This is a genomic window from Polynucleobacter sp., from assembly GCF_018500155.2.
Lineage (GTDB): Bacteria > Pseudomonadota > Gammaproteobacteria > Burkholderiales > Burkholderiaceae > Polynucleobacter.
The window spans coordinates 1-10207 of record NZ_JAHBAK020000018.1 but is presented as its reverse complement, the minus strand read 5'-3'; the positions used below and the strand labels follow the sequence as shown (position 1 = coordinate 10207).

Genomic DNA, 10207 nt, shown 5'->3' with positions numbered 1-10207 from the left:
AGATGTGTATAAGAGACAGCTATTTACCTAGGCGTGCCTTGTGTTGCGGGATTTTTAACTCGTTACGCGATGTTGAAGTTTGTGACCAAGGAATGGTATCAAAACAATTTTGTGCCACGCATTGGAAAAATTACATTGATTGCTTTGCTCTTTACGATTGTGGTGATGTTTAGTTTGAAGGGCAGTCTTATTCTTCAGTTGCCGATAGATGTGGTAACTATCGCCATTCCTTTATTGATATTCTTTTTGGTGATGTTCCTGCTGACGTTTTTTATCACCATAAAAATGGGTGTTGATTACAAACGTTGCTGCACTCTATCTTTTACAGCCTCGAGTAATAACTTTGAGTTAGCGATAGCAGTGGCAATTGCCGTATTTGGGATCAATTCGGGCGCAGCATTTGCAGCTGTAATTGGACCATTAGTCGAAGTGCCCATTATGGTTGGATTGGTGTCGGTAGCATTGGCTATTCAGAAGAGACAGTTCGGGTAGTTTTTGTTTCTTCGCTTAGCAGTTGCCTATCAGATGCATCCGCTAAAGCCATTCAGAACCTTTTGGTGACCGAAAAAGCGACTGCAACACCGGTCTGGTAATTTGTGCTGTAAGGCGTGCCCCCATTTACATTGGTCACAGATAGTTTTCCACCAACATTGGCAGCTAAATATAAATCTGCACTACTGCCTCTTTCAATTGAGTAGCTTAAGCGAGCGAAGATTGGGGTAAAAGAATTTTGCCCAATTCCATTGGGCGTGTAATTGGAGTTGCTTAATCTAAAACGATATGTTCTGTATGCGGCACCACCAGCTACACTCCATTTATTGCCCAACGCATATGAGAGTTCCAGACCTGCTCCACCGGACGGACCGGCGGGCAATGGATTGTTCAGCGTCCACTTTTCATTAATCTTCCAGTTAATAAGAAGAAATGGAAACACTTTAGTTTTATCAATCTGACGAAATACGCCAGTACCAAGTCCGATAGTGAGATTGTCTGAATATCGATTTGTCGCGCTAGCTATTGCGCCATAGGTTGCTGCGCCGGCGGTGCCAACCCCGTTTTCAGCAACCCAATCTACGATTGGCGCTAGTCCTGCACTCCAGCCATTGTCAAGTTTTTGAAAGTAGCTCAAACCCACGCCTGGGCTTTGAATGTCCCGCCAAGGATTTTGATTTCCGTACCCGCGAATATTGCTCCAAGACCAATTTTGATAACCATCTCGCAGCGTGAGGCCAATACTTGAGTTGGCATCGAGCTGGTAGCGATTATTGAGATGAAAATTAGCATCTTGCCAATTAAAACTGCCCCCTGAGCTTGTATTGGTATTAAATTGGTTAATGGCGTTGATGTTGAGTGAGGTAATGACTGAGCCAACAGGGAGGTTTTGCGGAGCAAAATTTTGTGCCAGTGCAACTGATGAATTAAATGCTGTGGCGACAAACAATAACTTGTATTGAATAGAAATTTTCATGCCACTGTAGCCCCATAATATTTATTAGGCAAATAGTAATCTAATTTTGAAATCTTGATTTGGCTATGGAGGGTAGACTCAAACTGCTCTCGAACAATCTTTTTTGAGTCAAATAAGTAAATTCATTAATATTGTCTTATGTCTAGTCCATCCCAATTTTTTGGCCTACTTTCCTTCGTTGGTCTGTTGGTGCTTTCTAATGTCTTTATGACATTTGCTTGGTATGCGCACCTGAAAAACTTGTCCTCTAAGCCGTGGTGGATAGCTGTATTGGTGAGTTGGTCAATTGCTTTGCTTGAATATATGTTTCAGGTGCCAGCCAACCGTATTGGATTTCAATATTTTTCTCTAGGTCAGCTAAAGATTGCGCAAGAAGTAATCACGCTGAGCGTCTTTGTTCCATTCGCCATTTTTTATATGGGGGAACCATTCAAGATAGATTACGTTTGGGCGGGCCTATGCCTGCTAGGCGCGGTGTACTTTATGTTTAGGGCTTAAATAGGGGGTTCATAGCATTTTGTCGGCATGAAACACAAATAGAAACGCCCCGTTTAATTCGGGGCGCTTTTATTTTCTTGTCTTCATCGGAAGACAAGATGTGTTTTACTTGACAAGCAACACTGGTTGCTTGGCCGAACTGCTAATGCGTTGGGCTACTGAGCCAATCAGCATATCTACAAAACTGGTTCTACCTTTTGCGCCCATAACAATCATGTCAACCTTCTCTTTATTGGCTAGCTTGATGATTTCTTCCGCAATATGACCGCGTTTAATCGCCATAGAATGCTTCACGCGTGCCGCATCTAATATTTTTTGTGCTGGCTTAAGCTCTTTTTCGCTTACCTCTCGTAAATAATCGTCCACTACATCACTAGCGACAAATTGCTTAACATGGCCAAGACCTACATCATCATGTACGCTAATGAGAGTTACGCTAACAGGGCTGCGAGAATTTTTTGCCATTTTGGCTACATACTTTGCAGCATTGAGAGACGATTTTGAGCCGTCGGTAGGTAGTAGTATTTTCATAAGATCCCCTTTTATATATCAATATTATTAAGCTTATTCTATCAGTGTAACCGCCTGGAGTAAGAGATGCAAAATTGTCCAATATTCATGAAATCCTGACGAAAGAACACCATGCTACTAGTCACATCTATTATCGCTGTCGTATTAACCGGCATGTTTATCAAGTTGTCTCTTGCCGTTATTTCTCTGAGAAGAAAAAATAAAGTTGGTCTTGGCACTGGCGGACACGAGGATTTGGAAAGAGCCATACGCGCACAAGGAAATTTTGCTGAGTATGTTCCATTTGGACTCATTTTGATTGCCTGCCTTGAGCTCAATGGTGCGCCTTGGTGGTTAGTGGCGGGCCCCGGGGTTGCTCTTATTATTGGTCGGGCGATTCATGCAAAGGGTATTCATACTCCACCCCCTGATTTCAGTAAGCGCGTTTTGGGTATGAAATTTACTTTTTATACTTTAATGACTCTTATGGTTTTAAACCTTGGGTGGACGATTTACAAGATGATTGGTTAAGTTAATGATCGATCAAAATACAAAGACAGTAATTGAGGCTTGCGCCCAAAAGTCTCATGATGGGTTAATAACGTTCCCAGAAGTATTGGGTCAATTGGTCAGTGTTGGTGTGCAATCGTATTTTGTAGATTATCGATTGGCATATATAACCTACTACCTCAATAGCAATGAGGCATATCAAATTCCAACCGAAATGCCCACCCTTCCAGTCCCGAGCCCCTTTAAAAAGGAAGAAATGATTTCTGCCATTCGCAGAGCCCAAGGTGACCAAGTGAGATATCCAGAATTTTTAAGATTAACAATGCTGGCTGGCTGTGTTGGTTATACGGTGTGGATCACAGGAAAGCACGTTACGTATTTTGGTGCTCAAGGTGAAACTCACATTGAGCATTTCCCAGGCCAATAAATATTGAAACGATGTTTAAATAAAGCCGCCCTTAGGCGGCTATTTTTATTCCTCTAATAGACTTCGAAGCATCCACGCCGTTTTTTCATGAATATCAATCCTTTGTGTAAGTAAGTCCGCAGTGGGTTGATCGTTTGCTTTTTCGACTAGGGGAAATAATTTGCGCGCAGTCTTGGCTGTTGCTTCTTGGGCCTTGACAAGATGCTTAACCATTTCCATGGCTTTGGGGGTTCCATCCACCTCTTTAATAGAGCTGAGTTTTGAAAACTCTTTGTAGGTTCCAGGTGCTGGCTCGCCAAGAGCACGAATGCGCTCCGCAATGAGATCGAGAGCACCCCATTGCTCCGTATATTGGGTCATGAACATTGTGTGTAAGGTATTAAACATTGGTCCGCGTACATTCCAATGAAAGTTGTGCGTCATCAAATAAAGAGAGTAGCTATCAGCCAGGAGCGCTGAAAGACCTTTTGCAATAGCCTTTCGATCTTTTTCATTAATACCAATGTCAATTTGTGGTTTAGCTGGAGCTTTTGCCATGATGTGATCCTTTCAAAATCTTGGTCTAGATGCAATCATTGTTATGAAAGATGAGCTAGATGTCTAATGAATATTATCGATATCTGCCATTAAAAATAATGATAGGTTAAAGTGACTGCATAAGCCACCCTGAATAGGTGAGGCGAAAAATGAGGAATTCGAAATATGTATAAGCTCATTGCTTTTGATGCCTATGGAACATTGTTCGATGTTTATTCCATGGGGGAGTTGGCCGAGCAAATATTTCCAGGCCATGGACAGGCTCTGTCCTTAATGTGGCGAGATCGTCAAATTGAATATACGCGCGTTGTTACGATGAGCGATCCAAATCCTATGGGCAGTAAATACTATTTGCCATTTTGGGATATTACGATTCGCTCGCTTCACTATGTTTGCAAGCGTATGGCATTAGAGCTCTCAGTTGAAAATGAGAAACTGCTCCTGGATCAATATGCAAAACTGACGAGTTTTGAAGATAGCAAATTCGTATTGCAGGAAATCAAAAGACGCCAAGTTTCTACCGCAATATTATCGAATGGTAGTAGAGAAATGTTATCTACTGTTGTGCAAAGTAACGGGTTGAAGCCATATTTAGATCAAGTCGTCACAGTTGAAGATGTGCGCTTATTTAAGACTGCCCCACAAGCTTACGAGTTGCTCCTCAAGGCTTTCCCGGTGGCAAGGAAAGAGATATTGTTTGTTTCCAGTAATGCCTGGGATGCATTGGCTGCTAAGTGGTTTGGTTTCGATGTCTTTTGGGTAAATCGCCTAGGGCACCCTTTTGAAGAAATCGGTGAGAAGCCAAATTATGAAGGTGCATCTTTGAGTCAAGTTCTCGAGGTGATTTAATTAATGTATGAATTTATCTGACCTTATTGTTCAGGGCCTAGTTCTCGGGTCCTTGGGCTTGGGGGCTGGAGTCCTAGGCGGCGTAATTGGTTTCGGAACAACCATCATTCTCATGCCCGCGCTTGTCTATTTCTATGGGCCCATACAGGCGATCCCTATTATTGCTTTGGTTGCGACTGTTGCGAATCTTTCGCGAATTTTTTTATGGTGGAACGTTATTAATTGGAAGGTGTGTTTTGTTTACAGCCTTACCGCCATTCCCGCAGTTATTCTGGGAGTGAATACTTTAGTAGTGTTGAATGAAAAACTAGTTGAAGTTACGCTGGGATTCTTTTTAATCGCGCTCATTCCCATTCGCCGTTGGATGAGAAAAAAGAACTTTTATTTAAAGTTATGGCAAATGAGTTTGGTTGGCGCTGTGATTGGTTATCTCACTGGAATTGTGGCCACAACAGGCGCTATCAATACCCCGTTCTTTCTAGCTTATGGTCTTACTAAGGGCGCCTATTTGGGGACGGAGGCTGCAAGTACTTTGTCTATTCTATTTACCAAAGGAATTACCTTCCATCAGCTAGGGTTCTTAAATATCACCGCAATAGCTCAGGGATTACTTATAGGATTATTTGTGCTGATTGGAGCCATTTTTTCAAAGCGGATTGTTTTGGCATTGCCCGAACATAAATTTTTGCTGTTGATGGAAATGGTGATGTTCATCTCAGGAGCATCTATCTTATTAATGACGTTATGAGATGCCGTGCATTGGTATAAGTCACTAGTTAAATAACAAAAGTAACAAGTTATAATTTCATTGAAGCAGGAGAGTGAGGATTTATCCTCCACCGAAGGCGCAAACTCCCATGAACGCTCAGGTATCCCACAGGAAGGTACTGCTTATCCTAAATAGCCGTCTGGAGAGCCACCATTTTGATGGTGCACCGAAGGAGCAAGTGCTAAGCAAAGCTTGGCATGAATCTCTCAGGTATCAGGGACAGGGGGAGCGGCATCCATCCATAGCGACAACGCATTGATGGGCTGCTTTTGGGAGTCTTCCATGCAAAATTCATCTTAATCACTTCATTGCTTTTGTCTAAGTTCTACGCGTGTAGTTTTACAACCCGCTCCCTTTATTTGAGCATTTACTTAATGAGGTAATGATGACCAATAAATTTGTTGAAGAAGCGCCATACCATCCTGGCTATGAAGACGTTAGTTTTAAAACCGAGGTTTCTAGTCTTTCCCTGGAAATTGATCAGTTCCGCAAGATTAATTCTCGCTATTTGAGTTTTGCAGATGTCATTGTTGATTTCTGCATTTCAGATCACAACCGATTGCATCCTGCAAAGTAATGATTTGATAAAAAGCCACCTCTGGGTGGCTTTTTCATGCCCTCTTTTTAAAGATCAAGGTTATCTAAGGCCAAATTGTTGAGATGGTTTGTGTCTGCCCATTGCTCAACTTTCCATGAAGACCCATTGTGGCTGATCCAATTGAGTGAGGCGTTCGGAACGCTCACTGCTTTTTCAGCTTCTAATGGTTGCTTAGAGGCCAAGCGGTACATCATATCTAGGGCTCCGCCATGGCTTACTAGCAGGATAGTTTGCCCTTCGTGCAGGTAGCGTATTTTCTCTAATGCACCATGAATACGGTTTGCAAATTGCTTGATACTCTCGCCACCCAAGAGCTCGTGTTCAAGATCGCGTTCCATGTGAATTTGCCAAAGATCGGGCTTAAGCCGCTGTGCATCCTCAATGGTAAGTCCCTGCAAAGACCCAAGATGACGTTCGCGTAATGCGGCATCGGCGATTGCGTTAACACCAAAAAGATGTTCAATTGCATGAGCTGTTTTTGCTGCTCGTATGAGGTCGCTGGTATAGAGCGCATCAAATTTCAGATCAATGGCTTTCAGTGCTTGGGCCATTTGTTGCGCTTGTATTTTGCCTCGATCATTTAAATCAATATCGGTATGACCCTGCATCCTTCGTGCAGCATTCCAATGAGTTTCGCCGTGGCGGACGAGGCAGAATCGAGTAGTTTTCATGGAGCAATTCTAAGGGGTGGGCATCAATGGCGCTGATGTAATAGGGCTTGCCCAGTCAATTGATGGATACAATAAATTATCAGACTCATTGAGGGTGCTAGTGAATAAAGAAACAAAAGGAATGTTAATTGGCTTTATTGGCATTCTCATTTTTAGTCTCACCTTGCCTGTTAGTAAGATTGCGATATTGAGTTTTGACCCTTACTTCATTGCATTTGGAAGGGCATGTTTGGCGGGTTTGGCCGCATTGATATACCTTATCTATAAAAAAGCGCCTTTCCCAAGTAAAACAGAACTCATCAAATTTGTGGTGATAGCACTAGGTGTTGTTTTTGGCTTTCCTATTTTTACTACTGTAGCAATGAAAGAGGGCTCTTCATCGCATGGCGCAGTAATTTTAGGAATGATGCCATTGGCTACAACAGTGATAGGCGTAATACGTTTTAAAGAAAGACCCTCTTTAGGATTTTGGATTGTTTCTCTTTTGGGGGCGGCGCTAGTGGTGATTTACGCTCTTCTTAAGAGCTCAGGCAGTTTTACATACATCGATGTGCTCTTGGTGCTTGGAGGCATTTGTGCGTGCGTGGGTTATGTCGAGGGTGGCGAGCTATCACGCAAAATGGATCCCCGTGCTGTTATATCTTGGGCTTTAGTCATTTCGCTTCCCATCAATGTAATGATGGCACTCGTGAGCGTTAAAAGTGATTATTGGAGCGCTGACATATTAGCCTGGACAAGTTTTTTGTATCTGGGCCTATTTTCTATGTTTCTGGGATTCTTCTTTTGGTACGAAGGCCTTGCAGTTGGAGGAATTGCAAGAGTGAGTCAGGTGCAGTTAATTCAACCTTTTTGCACATTAGTAGCTGCTAGCATCCTATTGGGAGATCACATCACCTTTATGAATATGGTGTTTGCGTGTCTAGTAGTGTCTACGGTGATATTGAGCAAGAAGATGTTAATTAAAAGACGTTAATTCTTGGTTTTAGCCAGCGAGATCAGATTGGTAGATAAGGCCAGCATGCTCTCTGAGGGCGTGGAACTGGATTGATTCCCAGCGTTGTTGCGCCACATCTAACTCAGATTTATGAGAGGCTAAAAATACTGAAGCACCAACAACATCCTCTGCCATGCGATGAATATTTTCTTGGGTGAACTTTTTTAAGGCAACTGGATCATCAGAGCTCACCCAACGGGCAAGGCTATAGCGTGCTGGCAAAAGACGTACCTCTGCACCATATTCTGTTTGTAGTCGATGGCTGACAACTTCAAATTGCAGCTGACCAAAAGCTCCTAGCAACATGGTGCCACCAGCCATTGGCCTAAATACTTGAATTGCCCCCTCTTCTCCAAGTTGCATTAAGCCAGTTCTTAATTGTTTTGAGCGCAAGGGATCAGCTGATTCGACCATGCGAAAAATTTCTGGCGCAAAAAATGGCAGACCAGTAAATTGCAATTGTTCGCCTTCAGTCAATGTGTCACCTAGACGTAATAAGCCGTGATTTGGCAAGCCAATAATGTCCCCAGGAAAAGCTTCATCCAAAATGTCGCGTCGTTGCGATAAAAAAGAGAGGGCATTATTGGTACGCACTTCTTTGCCATTACGACAAATCTTGAGTTTCATACCGCGCTCAAAATGTCCGGAGCAGATGCGCAAGAAAGCAACACGATCACGGTGAGCGGGATCCATATTTGCTTGGATTTTGAAAACTACAGCGGAGAATTTATTTTCAGCGGGACTAACTTCGCGTTGCAATGCTTTGCGCGAGCCGGGAGAGGGCGCTAATTCCACAAGTGTGTTGAGAATTTCTCTTACGCCAAAATTATTAATAGCAGAACCAAAAAAAACGGGCGACTGACGGCCTGCTAAAAATGCCTCTCGATCAAATGCAGGCATTGCTTCTTTGATCAGCTCAACTTCTGCTAGTGCATTTTCTAAATCTGTGCCAAGTCGTGCTTTGAGCTCGGGATCATTGACGTCCACAACATTGTGGGAGTCTTCAGTGACGCGATCTTCACCGGCCTTAAACATGCGCATCTGCATATTAGCGATGTCAATTACGCCTGCAAAAGATTTACCCATGCCGACTGGCCAGGTAAATGGAACAACTTCAATGCCAAGCGCAGTTTCAATCTCGTCCATGAGCTCCATGGGAGGTTTAACTTCACGATCTAACTTGTTGATGAAGGTGACGATGGGCGTGTTGCGCGCACGACAAACCTCCAATAGCCTAAGTGTTTGTGACTCAACACCGTTGGCTGCATCAATGACCATTAATGCAGAGTCAACCGCAGTTAATACACGATAGGTATCTTCAGAAAAATCTTGGTGGCCTGGGGTATCTAAAAGATTAATGATGCAGTCACGGTATTCCATTTGCATCACCGAGCTCGCTACGGAGATGCCACGCTGTTTTTCAATCTCCATCCAGTCTGAAGTCGCATGCCTACTAGCTTTTCGTGCTTTGACGCTTCCTGCAATTTGAATTGCTCCCGCGTATAGCAATAGTTTTTCTGTCAGGGTAGTTTTGCCGGCATCAGGGTGAGAGATGATGGCAAAGCTTCGACGTCTGAGTACTTCTGCGGCTGGAGTGTTAGCGGTGGATGTATCGATGGTAATTCTGCGCTGGTTGTTTTGGTACAAAACCAGCATTATAAGCGGGCGGACTTATTAAAACTGCTCTTCAGGCCTTAAAAATCGCCATTGACCGGGAGGCAGTGGGCCCAGAGAGACGCGGCCCATTCTCACGCGTTTTAATCCGAGTACTTTTAATCCAACCATTTCACACATGCGACGAATTTGACGTTTGCGACCTTCGCGCAACACAAACCGCAGCTGGTCTTCATTTTGCCAACTCACTTGCGCTGGCTTCAGCTTGACTCCATCAAGTGATAGGCCGTGTCTTAAACGATCCAAATCTTCGAATGACAGTTTGCCCTCTACACGTACTAAATATTCTTTTTCAATGGGGCTATTTTCGCCAATCAGTAGTTTGGCAATACGCCCGTCTTGAGTAAGCACAAGTAAACCCGTTGAATCAATATCAAGTCGACCGGCAGGCGCTAAGCCCTTGGTGTTAAAGCGCGGATTTCTTCCCTTATCAAGAGGGTGGCTGAAATAATTTTCGGGGGTGATTAAAGAAGCAGCCGGTTGATACTCTTGTTCATCATCGTAATGCGATATAAAGCCCACAGGCTTGTTTAGAAGAACAGTAATACGAGATGCTTGTTGTGCTTTGGCGCCCGATTGAAGTTCTATCTTTTGGTGTCGATATGCTCTAACCCCAAGTTCATTGACAACTTCGCCATCAACGGTGACCAAGCCTTGCTCAATATAAGAGTCTGCCTCACGTCTTGAGCACAAGCCTAGCTC

At 43.5% G+C, this 10207-nt stretch carries 14 protein-coding genes and 2 riboswitches; of the genes, 8 read left to right on the top strand and 6 right to left on the bottom strand.

Annotated features, from left to right (window positions below; genetic code table 11):
- The first annotated feature begins 21 nt into the window (after positions 1 to 21).
- On the top strand, positions 22 to 492 hold the full coding sequence (locus KIH43_RS02270; RefSeq protein ID WP_297717302.1) for a hypothetical protein: 471 nt from the start codon (positions 22 to 24) through the stop codon (positions 490 to 492).
- Positions 493 to 544: 52 nt separating this feature from the next.
- Here KIH43_RS02270 and KIH43_RS02265 read toward each other — a convergent pair whose 3' ends face one another.
- A complete protein-coding gene (locus KIH43_RS02265; RefSeq protein ID WP_297717299.1) occupies positions 545 to 1468 on the bottom strand; it encodes a DUF6268 family outer membrane beta-barrel protein in 924 nt (307 codons plus the stop codon).
- Between the two features lie 138 nt (positions 1469 to 1606).
- Between KIH43_RS02265 and KIH43_RS02260 the strand changes: the two genes are divergently transcribed.
- Positions 1607 to 1966 carry a DMT family protein gene (locus tag KIH43_RS02260; protein WP_297717296.1) on the top strand — a complete coding sequence of 120 codons (360 nt, stop codon included), beginning with the start codon at positions 1607 to 1609 and terminating at the stop codon, positions 1964 to 1966.
- A 105-nt stretch (positions 1967 to 2071) separates the two neighbouring features.
- On the opposite strand, the gene KIH43_RS02255 is transcribed toward KIH43_RS02260, so the two are convergent.
- Entirely contained in the window at positions 2072 to 2497 is a 426-nt protein-coding gene (locus KIH43_RS02255; RefSeq protein ID WP_297717294.1) for a universal stress protein, read from the bottom strand.
- Between the two features lie 111 nt (positions 2498 to 2608).
- On the opposite strand from KIH43_RS02255, the gene KIH43_RS02250 reads away from it, so the two are divergent.
- Positions 2609 to 3007 carry an MAPEG family protein gene (locus tag KIH43_RS02250; protein ID WP_297717291.1) on the top strand — a complete coding sequence of 133 codons (399 nt, stop codon included), beginning with the start codon at positions 2609 to 2611 and terminating at the stop codon, positions 3005 to 3007.
- Positions 3008 to 3011: 4 nt separating this feature from the next.
- The gene (locus KIH43_RS02245) at positions 3012 to 3413 is read left to right on the top strand and encodes a DUF1398 family protein (RefSeq protein WP_297717288.1); all 402 of its coding nucleotides are present in this window, start codon (positions 3012 to 3014) and stop codon (positions 3411 to 3413) included.
- A 45-nt stretch (positions 3414 to 3458) separates the two neighbouring features.
- On the opposite strand, the gene KIH43_RS02240 is transcribed toward KIH43_RS02245, so the two are convergent.
- Positions 3459 to 3950 carry a Dps family protein gene (locus tag KIH43_RS02240; protein WP_297717286.1) on the bottom strand — a complete coding sequence of 164 codons (492 nt, stop codon included), beginning with the start codon at positions 3948 to 3950 and terminating at the stop codon, positions 3459 to 3461.
- A 165-nt stretch (positions 3951 to 4115) separates the two neighbouring features.
- Between KIH43_RS02240 and KIH43_RS02235 the strand changes: the two genes are divergently transcribed.
- The 3 genes from KIH43_RS02235 (at position 4116) to KIH43_RS02225 (ending at position 6145) form a co-directional block, all read left to right on the top strand.
- The gene (locus tag KIH43_RS02235) at positions 4116 to 4799 is read left to right on the top strand and encodes a haloacid dehalogenase type II (RefSeq protein ID WP_297717283.1); all 684 of its coding nucleotides are present in this window, start codon (positions 4116 to 4118) and stop codon (positions 4797 to 4799) included.
- 7 nt (positions 4800 to 4806) lie between these two features.
- Positions 4807 to 5547 carry a sulfite exporter TauE/SafE family protein gene (locus KIH43_RS02230; protein WP_297717279.1) on the top strand — a complete coding sequence of 247 codons (741 nt, stop codon included), beginning with the start codon at positions 4807 to 4809 and terminating at the stop codon, positions 5545 to 5547.
- Between the two features lie 56 nt (positions 5548 to 5603).
- Positions 5604 to 5694: riboswitch (glycine riboswitch) on the top strand.
- A 3-nt stretch (positions 5695 to 5697) separates the two neighbouring features.
- Positions 5698 to 5801, top strand: a riboswitch (glycine riboswitch).
- 149 nt (positions 5802 to 5950) lie between these two features.
- A complete protein-coding gene (locus KIH43_RS02225; RefSeq protein ID WP_297717276.1) occupies positions 5951 to 6145 on the top strand; it encodes a hypothetical protein in 195 nt (64 codons plus the stop codon).
- A gap of 47 nt (positions 6146 to 6192) precedes the next feature.
- On the opposite strand, the gene KIH43_RS02220 is transcribed toward KIH43_RS02225, so the two are convergent.
- A complete protein-coding gene (locus KIH43_RS02220) occupies positions 6193 to 6837 on the bottom strand; it encodes a histidine phosphatase family protein (RefSeq protein WP_297717273.1) in 645 nt (214 codons plus the stop codon).
- A 100-nt stretch (positions 6838 to 6937) separates the two neighbouring features.
- On the opposite strand from KIH43_RS02220, the gene KIH43_RS02215 reads away from it, so the two are divergent.
- Positions 6938 to 7810, top strand: a complete 873-nt coding sequence (locus tag KIH43_RS02215; RefSeq protein ID WP_297717270.1) for a DMT family transporter — start codon at positions 6938 to 6940, stop codon at positions 7808 to 7810.
- Between the two features lie 9 nt (positions 7811 to 7819).
- Here the strand turns inward: KIH43_RS02215 and KIH43_RS02210 are convergent, their stop codons facing one another.
- Together KIH43_RS02210 and KIH43_RS02205 are read right to left on the bottom strand one after the other, a co-directional pair.
- On the bottom strand, positions 7820 to 9448 hold the full coding sequence (locus KIH43_RS02210; RefSeq protein ID WP_296967981.1) for a peptide chain release factor 3: 1629 nt from the start codon (positions 9446 to 9448) through the stop codon (positions 7820 to 7822).
- A gap of 57 nt (positions 9449 to 9505) precedes the next feature.
- Positions 9506 to 10207, bottom strand: a 702-nt coding sequence (locus KIH43_RS02205; RefSeq protein WP_297717267.1) for a pseudouridine synthase, incomplete at its 5' end; no start/stop codon positions are given.

Coding starts and splice junctions, on each gene's coding strand:
- KIH43_RS02255 (WP_297717294.1), bottom strand. CDS start 2,497: ATGAAAATACTACTACCTACCGACGGCTCAAAATCGTCTCTCAATGCT.
- KIH43_RS02265 (WP_297717299.1), bottom strand. CDS start 1,468: ATGAAAATTTCTATTCAATACAAGTTATTGTTTGTCGCCACAGCATTT.
- KIH43_RS02260 (WP_297717296.1), top strand. CDS start 1,607: ATGTCTAGTCCATCCCAATTTTTTGGCCTACTTTCCTTCGTTGGTCTG.
- KIH43_RS02240 (WP_297717286.1), bottom strand. CDS start 3,950: ATGGCAAAAGCTCCAGCTAAACCACAAATTGACATTGGTATTAATGAA.
- KIH43_RS02230 (WP_297717279.1), top strand. CDS start 4,807: ATGAATTTATCTGACCTTATTGTTCAGGGCCTAGTTCTCGGGTCCTTG.
- KIH43_RS02245 (WP_297717288.1), top strand. CDS start 3,012: ATGATCGATCAAAATACAAAGACAGTAATTGAGGCTTGCGCCCAAAAG.
- KIH43_RS02220 (WP_297717273.1), bottom strand. CDS start 6,837: ATGAAAACTACTCGATTCTGCCTCGTCCGCCACGGCGAAACTCATTGG.
- KIH43_RS02250 (WP_297717291.1), top strand. CDS start 2,609: ATGCTACTAGTCACATCTATTATCGCTGTCGTATTAACCGGCATGTTT.
- KIH43_RS02235 (WP_297717283.1), top strand. CDS start 4,116: ATGTATAAGCTCATTGCTTTTGATGCCTATGGAACATTGTTCGATGTT.
- KIH43_RS02225 (WP_297717276.1), top strand. CDS start 5,951: ATGATGACCAATAAATTTGTTGAAGAAGCGCCATACCATCCTGGCTAT.